This is a genomic window from Blastococcus jejuensis (assembly GCF_039534705.1).
GTDB lineage: Bacteria > Actinomycetota > Actinomycetes > Mycobacteriales > Geodermatophilaceae > Blastococcus_B > Blastococcus_B jejuensis.
Map to the genome: position 1 here is coordinate 37,860 of NZ_BAAAVV010000003.1, position 15,857 is coordinate 53,716.

The 15,857-nt window shown below is 75.2% G+C and carries 15 protein-coding genes and 1 tRNA gene; 3 read left to right on the forward strand and 13 right to left on the reverse strand.

Annotated elements, in window-relative coordinates; genetic code table 11:
* Nucleotides 1-14: 14 nt before the first annotated feature.
* A complete protein-coding gene (gene hrcA, locus ABD644_RS07315; RefSeq protein WP_344688080.1) occupies nucleotides 15-1,037 on the reverse strand; it encodes a heat-inducible transcriptional repressor HrcA in 1,023 nt (340 codons plus the stop codon).
* A gap of 245 nt (nucleotides 1,038-1,282) precedes the next feature.
* Here hrcA and ABD644_RS07320 point away from each other — a divergent pair, with 245 nt between their 5' ends.
* Nucleotides 1,283-1,657, forward strand: coding sequence for a type II toxin-antitoxin system VapB family antitoxin (locus ABD644_RS07320; protein ID WP_425547414.1), 375 nt, complete (start codon nucleotides 1,283-1,285; stop codon nucleotides 1,655-1,657).
* Here the strand turns inward: ABD644_RS07320 and ABD644_RS07325 are convergent.
* The 9 genes from ABD644_RS07325 to hemW form a co-directional block, all read right to left on the reverse strand.
* The gene (locus tag ABD644_RS07325; RefSeq protein ID WP_344688081.1) at nucleotides 1,654-2,259 is read right to left on the reverse strand and encodes a response regulator; all 606 of its coding nucleotides are present in this window, start codon (nucleotides 2,257-2,259) and stop codon (nucleotides 1,654-1,656) included. The two genes, ABD644_RS07320 and ABD644_RS07325, sit on opposite strands and share 4 nt — an antisense overlap.
* Nucleotides 2,256-3,359 (reverse strand): sensor histidine kinase, encoded by a 1,104-nt coding sequence (locus ABD644_RS07330; RefSeq protein ID WP_344688082.1) that lies wholly within the window; start codon nucleotides 3,357-3,359, stop codon nucleotides 2,256-2,258. Before ABD644_RS07330 ends, ABD644_RS07325 begins: the two co-directional genes overlap by 4 nt.
* A 20-nt stretch (nucleotides 3,360-3,379) precedes the next feature.
* Nucleotides 3,380-4,126 (reverse strand): ABC transporter permease, encoded by a 747-nt coding sequence (locus ABD644_RS07335; protein WP_344688083.1) that lies wholly within the window; start codon nucleotides 4,124-4,126, stop codon nucleotides 3,380-3,382.
* Nucleotides 4,123-5,019 carry an ABC transporter ATP-binding protein gene (locus tag ABD644_RS07340; protein WP_344688084.1) on the reverse strand — a complete coding sequence of 299 codons (897 nt, stop codon included), beginning with the start codon at nucleotides 5,017-5,019 and terminating at the stop codon, nucleotides 4,123-4,125. The genes ABD644_RS07335 and ABD644_RS07340 overlap by 4 nt, the downstream gene beginning before the upstream one ends.
* A gap of 89 nt (nucleotides 5,020-5,108) precedes the next feature.
* Nucleotides 5,109-6,392, reverse strand: coding sequence for an NAD(P)/FAD-dependent oxidoreductase (locus ABD644_RS07345; protein WP_344688085.1), 1,284 nt, complete (start codon nucleotides 6,390-6,392; stop codon nucleotides 5,109-5,111).
* A gap of 22 nt (nucleotides 6,393-6,414) precedes the next feature.
* Nucleotides 6,415-6,735, reverse strand: coding sequence for a TraR/DksA family transcriptional regulator (locus ABD644_RS07350; RefSeq protein ID WP_344688086.1), 321 nt, complete (start codon nucleotides 6,733-6,735; stop codon nucleotides 6,415-6,417).
* A gap of 379 nt (nucleotides 6,736-7,114) precedes the next feature.
* Nucleotides 7,115-8,014: an oxygenase MpaB family protein gene (locus ABD644_RS07355; protein WP_344688087.1), complete on the reverse strand. Its 900-nt coding sequence runs from the start codon at nucleotides 8,012-8,014 to the stop codon at nucleotides 7,115-7,117.
* Nucleotides 8,015-8,088: 74 nt separating this feature from the next.
* Nucleotides 8,089-9,822, reverse strand: a complete 1,734-nt coding sequence (gene sulP / locus ABD644_RS07360; protein WP_344688088.1) for a sulfate permease — start codon at nucleotides 9,820-9,822, stop codon at nucleotides 8,089-8,091.
* 30 nt (nucleotides 9,823-9,852) lie between these two features.
* The gene (gene hemW, locus ABD644_RS07365; RefSeq protein ID WP_344688089.1) at nucleotides 9,853-11,073 is read right to left on the reverse strand and encodes a radical SAM family heme chaperone HemW; all 1,221 of its coding nucleotides are present in this window, start codon (nucleotides 11,071-11,073) and stop codon (nucleotides 9,853-9,855) included.
* A gap of 56 nt (nucleotides 11,074-11,129) precedes the next feature.
* Between hemW and ABD644_RS07370 the strand changes: the two genes are divergently transcribed.
* Nucleotides 11,130-11,909, forward strand: a complete 780-nt coding sequence (locus tag ABD644_RS07370; protein ID WP_344688090.1) for an enoyl-CoA hydratase-related protein — start codon at nucleotides 11,130-11,132, stop codon at nucleotides 11,907-11,909.
* An 84-nt stretch (nucleotides 11,910-11,993) separates the two neighbouring features.
* On the opposite strand, the gene selB is transcribed toward ABD644_RS07370, so the two are convergent.
* The 3 genes from selB to ABD644_RS07385 form a co-directional block, all read right to left on the reverse strand.
* The gene (gene selB, locus ABD644_RS07375) at nucleotides 11,994-13,727 is read right to left on the reverse strand and encodes a selenocysteine-specific translation elongation factor (protein WP_344688092.1); all 1,734 of its coding nucleotides are present in this window, start codon (nucleotides 13,725-13,727) and stop codon (nucleotides 11,994-11,996) included.
* 5 nt (nucleotides 13,728-13,732) lie between these two features.
* Nucleotides 13,733-15,058, reverse strand: coding sequence for an L-seryl-tRNA(Sec) selenium transferase (selA, locus tag ABD644_RS07380; RefSeq protein WP_344688093.1), 1,326 nt, complete (start codon nucleotides 15,056-15,058; stop codon nucleotides 13,733-13,735).
* A gap of 29 nt (nucleotides 15,059-15,087) precedes the next feature.
* Nucleotides 15,088-15,183: transfer RNA gene (locus ABD644_RS07385), tRNA-OTHER, on the reverse strand.
* 63 nt (nucleotides 15,184-15,246) lie between these two features.
* On the opposite strand from ABD644_RS07385, the gene ABD644_RS07390 reads away from it, so the two are divergent.
* On the forward strand, nucleotides 15,247-15,837 hold the full coding sequence (locus ABD644_RS07390) for a helix-turn-helix transcriptional regulator (RefSeq protein WP_344688094.1): 591 nt from the start codon (nucleotides 15,247-15,249) through the stop codon (nucleotides 15,835-15,837).
* The last annotated feature ends 20 nt before the right edge of the window (nucleotides 15,838-15,857 follow it).

The following is a 15,857-nucleotide window of genomic DNA, read 5'->3' on the forward strand; positions in this document are numbered from 1 at the left end:
GAGATGTCTCAGCCTCAGCTCTCGGCCAGGAGGTGGCCGACGTAGCGGGCCACGGCGCGAACCGCGGCCATGTTGCCCGGGTAGTCCATGCGGGTGGGTCCGACGACCCCGAGGCCGCCCAGCGCCCGGTCCGGCGAGCCGTAGCCCACCGATACGAACGAGGCACCGGTGAGCGCCTCGTGGGCGTTCTCCTCACCGATCCGGACGAGCACGGTGCTCGCGTCCACCTGACCCATCAAGCGCAGGACGACGACTTGTTCTTCCAACGCCTCCAGCAACGGCCGGACCGTGCCGGGGAAGTCGAGCGCGCCGCCCCGCGCCAGGTTGGCGGTGCCACCGATCACCAGCCGGTCCTCGCTGGGCTCGACCAGCGTCTCCAGCAGGGTCGAGCTGACCGTGGCGATCAGGCCGCGCAGGTGCGGGGGCGCGGTCTCCAGCAGGTCGGGCACCTTGTCGCCGGCGTCGGTGAGCTTCACCCCGACGAAGGCGGCGTTCAGCAGGGTGCGCAGCTCGGCCACGGCGTCGGCGTCGATGTCGACGGGGGTGTCGACGATGCGCTGCTCGACCCGGCCCGTGTCGGTGATCAGCACCAGCATCAGCCGGGCGGCGGCGAGCTGCACGACCTCCAGGTGCCGGACGGCGCTGCGCGAGAGCGTCGGGTACTGGACGACGGCGACCTGGCGGGTGAGCTGCGCGAGCAGCCGGACGGTGCGCGACAGGACGTCGTGGAGGTCGACGGCGCCGTCGAGGAACCGCTCGATCGCGCGGCGCTCGGCCATCGACAGCGGCTTGACCGCCGACAGCCGGTCGACGAACAGGCGGTAGCCCTTGTCGGTGGGCACCCGCCCGGCGCTGGTGTGCGGCTGGGTGATGTAGCCCTGCTCCTCGAGCACGGCCATGTCGTTGCGGATCGTCGCCGGCGAGACCCCCAGGTCGTGCCGCTCGGCCAGGGCCTTGCTGCCCACCGGGTCGTTGGTCGAGACGTAGTCCTGGACGATCGCCCGGAGAACCTCCAGGCGGCGTTCGTCGTGCGCCACGGTGACACCTCCCCGTACCGGTCGTCGCGCCGTGCGGCGCGGTGAGGGCACTGGACCCCGCACTCGGCGGAAATCTGGCACTCGCAGGTACCGAGTGCCAGTCCAGCATACGTCCGGCGGGCTCCGCCGTCGCGCGGCTCGCGAACGCTCTCACCCCCGGCGGACTCGCGGCGGCCCCGGCTCCTGCCGGATAGGGTGGGACCGGTCGGCGCCCCGTCGGGGTAGAGAGCGGAGGTCGTTCCCTGATCTTCAAAGCGGTACGTGACGGCCGCCCCTATCCCGACCACGGTCTGTCCACCCGGGACTGGGCGATGATCCCGCCGCGCCAGGTGCGCATGGACACGCTGGTGACGACGAAGAAGGAGCTGGCGCTCGACGCGCTGCTCGCCGAGGACTCCACCTTCTACGGCGACCTCTTCCCGCACGCCGTCCAGTGGCACGGCGAGCTGTACCTCGAGGACGGCCTGCACCGGGCGCTGCGGGCGGCGCTGCAGCAGCGCAACGTCATCCACGTTCGCGTCCTCGACCTCGACGCGCTCACGCCCGTGCAGACGCCGTCCGGCCCGAACACCGCGGCGATCCCGGCGCAGCCCCCGGTGCCCAACCCGCGCCGCATCTAGAGCCAGCCTTTTTCCTCGGCCACCCGCGCGGCCTCGACGCGCGTTCGCGCACCGGTCTTGCCGATGGCCGACGACAGGTAGTTGCGCACCGTCCCCTCGGACAGGAAGAGCTTGCCCGCGATCCCGGCGACGGTGGCACCGTCCGCGGACGCCCGCAGGACGTCGGCCTCCCGCGCCGACAGCGGGGTCGCGCCCAGCGCCAGCGCGGCCGCCGCCAGGTCCCGGTCGATGACGCGTTCACCGGCCATCACCGCTCTGATGGCGCGCGCCAGCTCGGCGACGGGCGCGTCCTTGACCAGGAAGCCGGCCGCGCCCACCTCCATCGCGCGGCGGAGGAATCCCGGGCGGCCGAAGGTGGTGAGGATGACCGCGCGGCACCCGGGCACGGCCGACGCGAGGGCCCGCGCGGCCTCGATGCCGTCGCCACCGGGCATCTCGATGTCCAGCAGCGCCACATCGGGGCGGTGTTCCAGGGCGGCCGGCACGACCTCGTCGCCGCGGCCGACCTCGGCGACGACGGTGAGGTCGTCCTCGAGCTCGAGCAGCGCACGCAGGGCGCCCCGGACGAGGGTCTGGTCCTCGGCGATGAGCACGCGGATCATCGCGGGGCCACCCGGTCGGCGGCCGCGGGCAGCGCGGCGGCGAGTCGGAAGCCCCCGCTCCGGGCAGGGCCGGTGTCGAGCCGCCCGCCGAGCGCCTCGACCCGCTCCGCCAGTCCGGCCAGGCCGGTGCCGCGCGACGCCGTCGTCCCCCGACCGTCGTCGGTGACGGCGAGCACGATCTCGTCGCCCCCCGACCGGAGGTCGACGGTCACGGACCGCGCGGCGCTGTGGCGCAGCACATTGGTCGTCGCCTCGCGCACCACCCAGCCGAGGACGGCGTCGACGGCTCCCGGGAGCTCGGCCGCCGGGGTCGGCGCGTGCAGCGCGATCCCCGCCGCGGAGAGCGCGGAGCGCGCCTCGGCGAGCGCCTGGGCCAGGCTCACGGTGCGGTAGCCGCTCACGGCGTCGCGGACCTCCGCGAGGGCCTGCCGGGCCGCCTGTTCGACGTCGGCGATCTCGGCGCGTGCCCGCGCCGGGTCCCGTTCGACCAGCCGGCCCGCGAGCTCGCTCTTCAGGGCGATCAGCGACAGGCTGTGCCCCAGCAGGTCGTGCAGGTCGCGGGCGAAGCGCATCCGTTCCTCGGCGACCGCGCTCCGTGCGAGTTCGTCCCGGGCCTCGGCGAGCTCGGCGTTGACCGACACGAGACGGAGGGTGCCGCGCAGCGCGAACGCCGTGAGCAGGCAGATGGCCGGAAGGAACAGCAGATCGCCGAGCAGCCCATGGGCCGCGACGACGGCGCCGCAGACGACGGCTGCGCCGACGACCACCGGCCACACCCACCGATCGGGCAGGCTCGCAGCCGCGGCGGCCGCCACGTAGATGAGCAGTCCCGACCAGGCCGGGCCGAACCAGACGGCGAGCGTGATCCCGAGGACGACGACCACGAGGAACTCGCGCCGGAACCGCCGGGTGGCGCGAGGGGTGAACGCGTCGCTGAACAGCGCGAGATAGGCGGCGGTGAACAGCAGCAGCGCCGTCAGCGCGACCGCGCGGGTCAGCGCCGGTCTCGGCGTCGAGAACAGATCGGCCACCGGGAAGGCGAGGAACAGCATCCAGGGCAACCCCCACCCCAGTAGCTGCCACCGGTTCGGCGGGTGCATGGCCGCGACGCTAACCCTGCTCAGCCGGCCACCGCGTAGAGCGGGCGCCGCCGGGCCACGAGGACTGCCAGAGCAGCGAATCCGGCGGTGAAGCCGACCAGCGCCAGGACCGCCATCACGGCCGGGGCCGACCCGGCCGCGACGTCGCGGCCCAGCTGGGCGTACCAGTAGGAGGGCAGGAACCGGGCGAGCACCTGCATCGACTCGGGGAAGATCTCGACCGGCACCCAGAGGCCGCCCAGCATGGCGAGGACGACGCTCACCAGGCCCATCGCCCCGCCGGCGGCCTTCTCGTCGAGGGAGAGGCCCAGCAGCAGGCCGAGCGCCACGAACGCGACCGAGCCGGCCCACAGCACCGCGACCAGCCCCAGCCAGGCGCCCAGGCCGAGTTGGACCCCGTTGACGAACCGGCCCACCAGGGCGACGACCACGAGGCTGGGCACGGTCAGGAGGGCCCCGACCGCGATGTCGACGCCGACGATCTGGGTCTGCGGCACCGGCGTCACCCGCAGCTGGCGCAGCCAGCCCGACGCCCGGTCGAAGGAGATGCGGATGGTCGCGCCCAGAGCCGCGCCGATGCTGCCGTAGGCCATCATCGAGACCATGGAGCCGGCGGCGTACGACTGGTACTCCGCGGAGCTGCCGACCTGGCCACCGAAGATCTTCGTGAAGAAGACCGTGAAGAGCGCGGGCAGCAGGACGGTGAAGAAGAGGAACTGCCGGTTGCGCGCGACCCGGCGCAGCTGGAAGGCGAACAGCGGGGTCATCGGTCGGCTCCGATCGGTCGGGTGAGGGAGAGGACGGCGTCTTCGAGACTGGCCCCGCGGACCTCGAGGTCGGGCAGCCGCCGCCCCTCGACGAGCAGGGCCCGCAGGGTGGTCTCCGGATCGCCGGTGGTCAGCGTGACGGTGTCGCCGCGCCGGTCCAGCGCGGTGACGCCGGGCAGGACGTCGAGCGGGTCGTCGTCGGCCGCGGTGAACGAGATGGTGCGGGCCGCGGTGCCGGTCTTGATCTGGGCGGCCGAGCCGTCGGCCACGAGGCGGCCGTCGGCGATGACGACCACCCGGTCGGCGACGGCGTCGGCCTCGTCGAGGTGGTGGGTCGCGAAGACGATGGTGTGACCACGAGCGGCCAACCCGCGCATCGTCGTCCAGAACGACCGACGCCCCTCCACGTCCATGGCCGACGTGGGCTCGTCGAGCAGCAGCAACGGGGGTGCCCCGGCCAGGGCGACGGCGAGCAGGACGCGCTGGCGCTGCCCGCCGGACAGGGCCTCCACCGGCCGGGCCAGCAGTCCCTCGATGCCGGCAGTGGCCACCAGGTCCTCGAGGGGCCAGGGGGCCGGGAAGCTGCGCCGCACCAGATCGAGCACCTCGCCGACCCGCGCCTCGCTCGGCAGGCCGCCGTGCTGCAGCATCGCGCCGACCGCGCCGGCCCGGACGGCGTCGCGCGGCCGCCCGCCGAGCACCTCGACGGTGCCGGCGGCGGTCGGGACGAGGCCGAGCACGGCGTTGACCACGGTGGACTTCCCGGCCCCGTTCGGGCCCAGGAGGGCCACGGTCTGGCCGGCGGGGATCGACAGGTCGAGGGAGTCGACGGCGGTCGTGTCGCCGTAGCGAACGGTCAGGCCGGAGACGCCGAGCGCGGGGGAACTGGTCACGGCCCCAGCCTGTCGACCGGGGCTGCGGCCGTGTAGTGCGAGACGTCGCCGGTCGCGGCTGACATCTGTCATGCGCCGATCGGCGACCCCTACCGGAGCGGGTCGAAGGGACGCAGCTCCGGCGGCGCCTCGCCCTTGAGCACGGTCTGGGCCATCAGCATCCCCGTGACCGGGCCCAGCGCGATGCCCCACATGCCGTGCCCGCCGGCGACGAACACCCGCGGCGACCTCGTGCGGCCGAGCAGGGGCAGCCCGTCGCCGGTGCACGGGCGCGAGCCGACCCACTCGTTCTGCCGGTCGTCGAGATCGACGCCGGTGAGGAACGGCCGGACGGCGTCGGTGATCGCCGCGATGCGCCGAGGGTCCAGGGGCTCCTCCGGGCGCCGGAACTCCATCATCCCGGCGATCCGCAGCCGGCTGCCCAGGGGTGTGCAGGCGACCCGCTGCGCGGGGAAGTAGAGCGGGCCCGACGGCATCTGCTCGACCGGGACGCTGAAGCTGTAGCCGCGGCCGGCCTGCACCACCTGGCGGACGCCGAACCTGCGGGCCAGGGCTCCCAGCCACGCCCCCGTGGCGACGACGACGGCGTCGTGCCGCTGCGGCCCGTCGTCGGTCCCGAGCACCACCTCGTCGCCGTCGTCCCGGATGTCGGTGACGCCCACCCCCTCGCGGACGACCCCGCCCTGCGCGGTGACCGCCTGCGCCAGCGAGCGCACGTACTCGGGCGGGTGCAGGTAGCGCTGGCCGTAGACCTGCACGGCAGCGCCCACCTCGGCGGTGAGCACGGGGTCCAGCGCCCGCGCCTGGTCGCCGGTGAGCTCCCCGAACACGACGTCCCGCTGGCCCGCGGCCCGGATCGCGCGCAGCTCCTCGACCAGCCCGTGGCGCTCGCGCTCGTCGCGGTAGCAGGCGAGGAACGGCTCGGCGCGGTGCGTCGGGGCGCTCACGCCGGCGGCGGCCAGGACGTCGAAGGCGTCCAGTGCTCGCTCGTTGAGGGGCACGTAGGCGGCCATCCCGCGGCGCCATTGCCCCGGCGTGCTGTGCCGCACGAACGAGGCGAGGAACCGCAGCAGTTCGGCGTCGGCCCGCAGCGGCAGGTAGACCGGCGACCGCGAGCTGAGCACCGCCCGCAAGCCGTACCGCAGCACGGCCGGCTCCGGCAGCGGCGCGGCCAGGCCCGGAGTCAGCCAGCCGGCGCTGCCCCACGAGGCACCGGCGGCGACCGTGCCACGCTCGTAGACGGTGACCTGGGCACCGCTCTCCTGGAGGAACCAGGCGGTGGCCAGCCCCACCATCCCGCCGCCCACGACGGCCACGCGCCGGGGCGCGCGGGTCGGGGCGGGGGTGGCGGTTCGTCGGCGTCGGGAAAGCATCGAGATCACTCCCCCGGCGCCGTCAGTGCGCGCTGCTGCAGGCGACGCAGGTGGCCGCGAAGGGCCGCAGCTCGAGCCGCTCCTCGGGGATGGCCGTGCCGCACCGCGCGCACGTGCCGTAGGTGCCGGCGTCGATCCGGGCGAGCGCGGCGTCCACCTCGGCGATCGTGTCCTTGAGGTCGGCGACGCGGCGCTGCGCGACCGGGTCGGGCACCGACTGGGCGCACTCGGCGAGCGCCTCCTCGCGCTCCCGGACGTACTCGGCGCGCTGGGTCTCCAGCAGGGCACGGAAGCGGTCCGAGGTCGAGGGAACGGCGGACGAGGTGTCGAGGCTGGCAGACATTGAGATCTCCTCTTGGAGCAAAGCAGGAAGACGCGGTCACCGGGTGCGGTGTCGCGTCAGGAAAGAGGGGCTGGCAGGGACTCCGGGTGCGGGAGTCAGAACTGCGGCGGCGCTCGATCCTGGCTGCGGCGGAGTACGTCGAGTCCGCGGAGGCCACGAGCGCGGCGGTTCATCGCCAGGGCCAGCAACATCCCGCCGGAGAGCGCCATCGAGGGATGGTCGCCGCGGGGACTGAGGCCGGGTGGGGATCCTGCAGCCGGCTGGAACGTGCACACGCCCACCGCTGACCACCCCCACGAATCCGACCCGGCGTCGTTGCCGGAACGGGCACCATAGCCCACGAAGTGTGACGTGCGCCCCGCCCTAACGGGTGAACACGTCACGCCGTCGCGGACGCCGCCGGGAGGCGCGCGTGCGGAACCGGGCAGCCGGGCGGGAACGTGCCCAGGGTCTCGACGTCGTAGCCGTCGGGGTGGCTGCGGAGCTGCGGGAGCATGCGCCCGAAGAACGGCTGCCGGCGCGGCGGGAGGAACCGGACGACGCGGCCACGGACCTTCAGACCGCCGCGCACGAGCGCACGCAGGACCGGGTGCGGATGCGGGAACCGGAACGCCGACAGCAGCGGCACGTCCATGGTGGCCAGCGACACGGGCCGGACGAGGCGGGGCGGCAGCCGGTGGAACGGCGGGAACGTGGCGAGCAGGGCCAGGGTGGCCTCGGCGACCGACCGCGCCCCGGCGTCGAACCCGAAGTGCTCGTGCTCGTAGGCGTCGAGCAGCCGGGAGAAGCCCTGCCAGGTCTCCGGGACGTCGCGGATGCCCATCCGCCGGCCCACGGCCCGGTAGTAGTTGGCGCCGGCCACCCGCTCGATCTCGCTCATCGGCCGCCAGCCGAACTCGTCGATCCAGCGGATCGGCGTCACGACGAACGTGGCCAGGACGTAGCGGAGGTCGTCGTTGCTGATGTCGTAGCTGCGGTGCATCTGGTTCATGCGGCGGATCGCCGACCGGCCCTGCGGGCTGTCCGGCCCGTGCTCCAGGACGGCGTCGAGGATCAGGACCGTGTCGTCGTAGCGCTTCTGGGTGCGCTCGGTGAGCTCGCCGGTGCGCGCCAGGAGGCCACCGATGCTCGGGACGGCGTAGGTGCGGAACAGCGCGAAGCTCAGCGCCTGGTTGATGTCCCAGGGGAACTCGCGCGTGGCCATCAGCCGGTAGATCTCGACGAAGTCGCGGTCGGGGTCGAGCCGCTCGATCTGGCGCAGCACGTCGAACCGTCGCATGTCGTCCCCTGTGCTCGGCGATCTCGCAGCGAGCATGCCCGGCCGGACGGCCCCGGGGAAGGGCCGCCCCCGGGTCACCCCTCGGGCGGCCGCCCGTGCCGCTCGGTGTGCCAGGCGACGTAGGCCTCGACGGCGGTCGGCAGGGTCGGGTAGATGCGGTCGCCGCCCACCCGGTCGACCAGCCCCGCGGCCTCCAGCGCCACGAGCATGTCCTGCTTGACCCGTGCCATCGCGAACACCACGCCGCGCCGGGTGAGCTCGGCGCGCACCTCCTCCACGGCGTCCAGCGCGGTGAGATCGACCTCGACGTTGGACTCGGCGTTGAGCACGAACCACTGCGTCGGCGTCGGGGCGGACTCGACCGCGGCGAGCGCCCGCGTCCGGAAGTCCTCGGCGTTGGCGAAGAACAGCGGCGAGTCGTAGCGGTAGACGACCAGCCCGGGGATCCGCCGCGCCTCGGGGTAGTCGTCGACGTCGTGCATGCCGGCCGTCCCGGGCACGAAGCCGAGGATGCCGTCGTGCGGGCGGGCCACCCGCCGGAGCAGCTCGGCGATCGACAGCCCGACCGCCACCAGCACTCCGGCGAGGACGCCGAGGACCAGGACCGAGGCCAGGGTGGCGACGGCGAGGAGCAGCTCGCTGCGCCGGAAGGACGCGAACCGCCGGAACTCGACGAGGTCGATCAGCCGCAGCGCGGCGTAGACGACGATCGCCCCCAGCGCCGCGGTAGGGAACGCCTCGAGCACCGGGCGCAGGAGCAGCAGGGCCATGACCACCGACGCCAGCGCGACGAGCGAGTGCAGCTGGCTCCGGCTGCCGAGCGCGTCCCCGACGACGGTGCGGCTGCCGCTGCTGCTCACCGGGAAGCCCTGGGTGACGCCGGTGGCGAGGTTCGACATCCCGAGGGCCAGCAGCTCCTGGTTGGCGTCGATGCGGTACCCGTTGCGAGCGGCGAAGGCCCGCGCGGTCAGCACGTTGTCCACGTACCCGACGATCATCACGCCCAGCGCCGGGCCCACCAGGTCGGCGACGTCGGCGAGCCCCACCGCGGGCAGGGCGACCGCCGGCAGCCGCCCGGCGATGTCCCCGACGAGCTCGACCCCCTGATCGGCGAGCGAGAACGCGGCCACGGCCGCCGACGCCAGCACGATGCCGATGAGCGGCGCCGGGGCCCGGGGGAAGCGCCACTGGACGACGAGCAGCAGGGCCAGCACGCCTGCGGCGAGCAGCGTGGTCGCCGGGTGCAGCCGGTCCAGGCCGCCGACGAACGACGCGAGCTCGGCGAGGACGCCGTCCCCCGTCACCGGGATGCCGGTGACCGTCTCCAGCTGGCTCACGATCATGAGCACGGCGATGCCCGCCATGTACCCGACGAGGACGGGCTTGGACAGCAGGTCGGCGAGGAAGCCCAGCCGGGCCGCCCGGGCGAGCAGGCACAGCCCGCCGACGACGAGGGCCAGCGCGGCGGCCAGCGCGGCGTACCGGCCCGGGTCGCCGGCCGCGAGCGGGGCGACGACGACGGCGGTCATCAGCGCGGTCGTCGACTCCGGCCCCACCGACAGCTGCCGCGACGAGCCGAACACGGCGTAGGTGATCAGCGCCGCACCGATCGCCCAGAGCCCCACCACCGGGGGCAGGCCCGCGACGTCGGCGTAGGCCATCACCTGCGGGATCAGGTAGGCGGCGACGGCGATCCCGGCGAGGACGTCGGGCCGCAGCCAGGCGCGCTCGTACCGCCGCAACCGGTGCAGGCCCGGGAGGGCGCGCCAGAGCCCGTCGGCCGGGGCACTCGCGCCGGGTCGCGTCACGCGGTCATTCTGTCGGCCGGCCGGTCCCTTTCAGTCGGTCAGCTCGCGGACCAGGGCGTCGGCGAGCAACCGGCCGCCGTCGGTGAGGACGGCGCGACCCGCGGCGTGCGCCGCCGGGTCGAGCAGGCCCCGGGCGACGGCGTCGTCGGCGCGGCGTCGGCCGGCCTCCGAGAGGTGCGCCAGGGGCAGGCCTTCGCGCAGCCGCAGGCCGAGCATCACGGCCTCCAGGGCGCGGTCGGCGTCGTCGAGCAGTTCGGCGTCCTGGTGCGGGCTCTGCCCGGCGGCCAGCCGGTCGGCGTAGGCCGCCGGGTGCTTGACGTTCCACCAGCGCAGCCCGCCGATGTGGCTGTGCGCGCCCGGGCCGATCCCCCACCAGTTGGCGTTGGCCCAGTACAGCTCGTTGTGCCGGCACCGGGCGGAGTCGCTCGTCGCCCAGTTGGAGACCTCGTACCAGTCGAAGCCGGCCCCGCGCAGGGTGGCGTCGGCCTGCTCGTAACGGTCGGCGAGGACGTCGTCGTCGGGCATCGGCAGCTCGCCGCGGGCGATCCGCCGGGCCAGGCGGGTGCCCTCCTCGACGATCAGCGCGTAGGCGCTGACGTGGTCGACGGGCGAGGCGAGGACGGCGTCGAGCGAGGCGGCCCAGTCGGCGTCGGACTCCCCCGGCGTGCCGTAGATCAGGTCGAGGTTGACGTGCTCGAACCCGGCGGCGCGGGCCTCGTGCGCGGCCTCGACGGCGCGGCCCGGGGTGTGCCGGCGGTCGAGCACCGCGAGCACGTGCTCGGCGGCGGACTGCATGCCCAGGCTCACCCGCGTGAAGCCGGCCTCGAGCAGCTGCGTCAGGTAGCCGCGGTCGACCGTCTCGGGGTTGGCCTCGGTGGTCACCTCGACGTCGTCGGCGACGGGGAACAGCCGCCGGGTCTCGGCGAGGACGGCGGCGAGGTCGGCGGCCGGCAGGAGTGTGGGGGTGCCGCCGCCGACGAAGACCGTCGAGACGGTCGGCAGGTCGGGCCCGAGCACGCGGGCGGCCCGCTGCAGCTCGGCGATCGCCGTCCCGGCGTACTCGGCGCGGTTGGCCCCGGGGCCCAGCTCGTCGGAGGTGTAGGTGTTGAAGTCGCAGTAGCCGCAGCGGGTGGCGCAGAACGGGACGTGGACGTAGAGCCCGAACGGCGTCGTCGCCAGGCCCTCGCGGGCGCTGTCGGGCAGTTCGAGCGACCGCGCCGCGGGTTCTACGAGGGGCAGGACGGTGTTCATCTGCTCCCAGTGTGCCTCGGCCCCGGGATGTGCTGCGGGCGCCAGCGCCCGGCAGGATGCGGGGCGTGGACTCCGACCGTGTGCTGCAGGTCTCCGTCGCGACCGGCGTCGCCACGCTGACCCTCGACTCCCCCGCCAACCGCAACGCCCTGTCCCGCGCGATGCGGGCCCAGCTGCGCGACGCCCTGCTCGAGGCCATCGCCGACGACGCGGTGCGAGCCGTCGTGCTCGACCACACCGGCCGGGTGTTCTGCTCCGGCATGGACCTCTCCGAGGCCGCCGGGGGCGGTGCGCAGGACCAGGGGGTGCGCGAGTTCCCCGAGCTGCTCGAGGCCATCTGGTCCTCGCCCAAGCCGGTGATCGCCGTCGTCCGGGGTCCGGCGCGCGCCGGCGGGGTCGGCCTGCTCGCCGCCTGCGACGTCGTCGTGGCCGCGACGTCGGCCACGTTCGCGTTCTCCGAGGTCCGGCTGGGGATCGTGCCGGCGGTGATCTCGGCGGTCGTGCTGCCGCGGATGGTGCCGCACGTGGCCCACCGGCTGATGCTCACCGGGCAGGTGTTCGACGCCGAGGTGGCCGCGGCCGGCGGGCTGGTCGACCTCGTCGTCCCCGAGGCCGACGTCGACGGCGAGGTCCGCGCGCAGCTGGTGCACCTGACCGCGGGCGCCCCCGCCGCGCTGGCCGAGACCAAGCGGCTGCTGCGGGTGCGGACGCCGGCCCTGCACTTCGACTCGCTGCTGGAGCTCTCCGCCCGCTACTTCGCCAGCGAGGAGGGACAGGAGGGCATCGCCGCGTTCCGGGAGAAGCGCCCCGCCCGCTGGGTGCCCGGCAGGGACTGACTCGACCCGCTCCAGGGGTCGTGTTCGCGCTCGGGAGATTCTGCAGAACCGCCGGAGCGCGAGGCCAACCCCGGTAGCAGCCGGTCAGCGCAGCCGGCGGGTGTTGTCGGGCAGCCGGACGGTGGCGCCTCGCGTGTCCAGCCACTCCATCAGCGGGACGGCGACCCGGCGGCTGGTCCCCCACGCCTGCCGCGCCTGGCTGAGCGTGAACGGCTCCGGGATCCCCGCCAGCCGCGCCCGGGCGTGGTCCTCGACACCCGGCGCGAGCACCACGCCGTCGGCGATGCGGAGCAGCTGACCGCTGCGCACCGCCGCGGCGAGCTCGCGCGGGCCCAGCCCGGCCGCGGCCAGGTCGGGTGCCTCGGGGGCGGCGAACGGGTCCGCGGCCAGGCGGGCCAGCACGCCGTCGACGGCCCGCTGCACCGGCTCGGGGAGCGCCGCGGCGGCCACCACGACGCGCCCCTCGCGCAGCGCGAGCGGCGGCCGCACGACGGCAGCGAGCAGTTCGGCGTCCGGCAGGTCGAGGGCCCGGCGGACGACGTCGACCGGCGGACCGGGCTCCAGCGGATGGGCCTGCCGGTGGGCCGCGACGAGGTCGGGCACCCGCGCGGCCAGCTCGTCGACCAGCCCGGCGGCGAGCAGCCACGGGCCCACCCGGTCGGCGTCCTCGGGCACCGGCCAGCCCATGGCGGCGAACTCGTCGGCGCGCACCACCCGACGGCGGGCGAGGTCGGCGGCGGCGCCGGGCCGGGTCGTCAGGTCCGCGGCCCGCTGCCGCGCGGCTCCCCGGCGGCGCAGCTCGGGCGGGTCCACGTCGAGCACGTCGGCGCCGACCACCCGCCGGGCGCCCGGGTCGCGGAGCAGCAGCCGGTCCCCGACGCGCAGGGGCAGCGGCGTGGCCAGCCGCAGCCGCACGACGGCGCCCCCGAGCGGGCGCGACCGTGCCCCGACCGTCGCCGACCCCACGTGCACCACGGGCTCGGCCGGGAGCCGCCCCTCCGGGTCGCGGGCGAGCGTGACGTCGACCAGCTCGGTGAACCGGAACGCCGCGGGGGTCAGCAGCGCGTCGCCGCGGGAGAGGTCCAGGGCGGCGACCCCGCGCAGGTTCAGCGCCACCCGGGCGGGGGCGGTCGCGCGATCGACCGGTGCCCCGAGCGACTGCACGCCGCGCACGGTCACCTCCCGCCCGCCGAGCAGCAACCGGTCCCCCGCCGCCACCGAGCCGCCGGCGAGCGTGCCCGTGACGACCGTCCCGGCGCCGCGGATGGTGAACGCCCGGTCGACCCAGAGCCGCACCGGAGCGGTCGGATCGGCGGCCGGCAGCCCGTCGAGCAACGTCTCCAGGGCGGTGGTCAGCTCGGGCATGCCCGCTCCGGTCAGCGCGCTCACGGCGACGCCGGGGATCCCCGCCATCGACGTCCCCGCCAGCCGCTCCCGCACGTCGGCCAGCACCGGGGCGGGATCGGCGAGATCGGCCTTCGTGACGGCGAGCAGCGCGTGCCGGACGCCGAGCGCGTCGAGGCCGGCCACGTGCTCGGCGGTCTGCGCCGACCAGCCGTCGTCCGCGGCGACGACCAGCAGCGCCGCGGGGACCGGGCCGACCCCGGCGAGCATGTTGCCGACGAAGCGTTCGTGCCCGGGGACGTCGACGATCGCGAGGCGACGCCCCGAGGGCAGCGTCGTCCAGGCGAAGCCGAGGTCGATGGTGAGTCCGCGACGGCGCTCCTCGGCCCACCGGTCGGGTTCCATGCCGGTGAGCGCGCGCACCAGCGCCGACTTGCCGTGGTCGACGTGACCGGCGGTGGCGAGCACGTCCATGCCGATCACCGGGCAGCGACCGCCAGCACCGCGGCGGCGAGGGCCTCGTCCGACGACGGCGGCAGGCTGCGCAGGTCCAGCAGCGTGCGGCCGTCGTCCAGATAGCCGACGACCGGCGGCTCCCCCTGGCGCAGCGGCTCGGCGAACGAGGCCGGGAGGGAGACCGCGGCGCTGGGCAGCGGGTGCTCCGGGGCGCCGCCGCCGCCGACCCGCGCCTCGGCGTCGACGACGGACGCGTCCACCCCGGCGGCGCCGAGCCGGGCGACGATCGCGCGGGCCCGCTCGCGCAGCGTCTCGACATCGGCGGCGAGCATCTGCTGCACCGGGGGCAGGGGGCCGCGCAGCGTCGCCTCCAGCGCGGCGAGGGTGGTCTTGTCCACCCGCAGCGCCCGGTAGAGCGGATGCCTGCGCAGCCGGGCCACCAGATCGGCCCGGCCCAGGACCAGCCCCGCCTGCGGCCCGCCGAGCAGCTTGTCCCCGCTGGCGAGCACCAGGTCGGCGCCCGCCGCCAGGGTGCTCTGCAGGTCGGGCTCGTCGGGGAGCAGCGGGTGCGGACGGAGCAACCCCGACCCCACGTCGGCGACCAGCGGCACCCCGTCGGGGCCGAGCGCGCCGGCGAGCTCGTGCACCGGCACCGACCGGGTGAAGCCGCGGACGACGAAGTTGGACGGGTGCACCTTGAGCACGGCACCGGTCTCGTCGTGCACGGCGTCGCGGTAGTCCTCGAGCGTGACGCGGTTCGTCGTCCCGACCTCGCGCAGGCGGGCCCCGGTGGCGGCCAGCAGCTCCGGGATGCGGAACCCGTCGCCGATCTCGACGAGCTCGCCGCGGGCGATGACCAGCTCCCGGTCCTGGCCCAGGGCCGTGGCCACCAGCGCGAGCGCCGCGGCGCAGTTGTTCACGACGATCGCCGCGCCGGCGGCCGGCACGGCGGCCAGGAGCGCGTCGATCGCCCCCGCACCCCGCGGCCCGCGCCGCCCGCTGAGCAGGTCCAGCTCCACGTCGGTCGTTCCCGCGGCCGCCACCATCGCCTCGACGGCGACCTCGGAGAGCGGCGAGCGGCCCAGATTCGTGTGCACGAGGACGCCGGTGGCGTTGAGAACCGGGCGCAGGCTGCTCGCCGTCGCCGGGAGCACGGAGAGGACGGCGTCGACGGCGTCGGGCGGCGCGAGCTCTCCCGACCGGATGCGCTGCTGCACCGCCTGCACGGCGTCCTTGACCAGGCCGCGTCCCAGCCGCGCGCCGGCCGCGGCCAGGCGCTCGTCGGCCAGCAGCGTGTCGGTGCGTGGCACCTGGCGCCGCGGGTCCGCATCTCCAGGGGTCGGGCTCATCGTGACGCAGCGTAGGCGCGTCCAAGATCTGGCGGAGGCGGACGGGAATCGAACCCGCCTGACCGAGCTGCTCGGCCACGTCGGCTTTAGAGGCCGCGGGGGTCACCAGACACCCTGACGCCTCCACCGGGCAGCCTACGTGGCGCGCCGGTCCCGGAAATGTCAGTGGGGCTTGTCACCATCTCTGCATGACCCGCACCGTGACTCACCAGGCCGCCGCGCTGCCGCTGTCCGTGTCGCCGGAAGAGGCCGCGGCGATCGCGGTGGCGCTCGCCGCGCAGCCCGACGGTCCGTACGCCGGTGACGGGCGCACGGCGCTGGACAAGGTGCTGGCCGCACTCGAGCCCGACCCGCGCCGCCGGGAGGGGCTGGTCGCCCGCACGCAGCTCGTCCGCACAGAGGCGGCCAGGTCCCGAGGTGTCCGGTCCGCGCTGGAGGAGGGGCTGACCCGGCGGCGGGTGCTCGTCCTCGACTACCGCGACGGGAAGGGGGCCGCGAGCCTGCGCGAGGTGGAGCCGCAACTGCTCGCCCGCACGGCCGAGCACGAGTACCTCGTGGCCTGGTGCCGCGAGCGGCAGGCGGTCCGGTGGTTCCGCACCGACCGCATCGAGAGCGCCGAGGTGACCGCCGAGCCCGCCCCGCGCCGCGATCCCGCGACGTTCGGTGCTCCCCCGGCCGGCGATCACCACCCCACCCACCCGGCGGGGCGCGCGTTGCGCCAGCGCGCCGAGACGCAGCGCCCGCGGCTGGTCGTGCTGCCCGGCGGCCGGCAGGTGTAGTGCGGGTCGCCGCAGGCCGG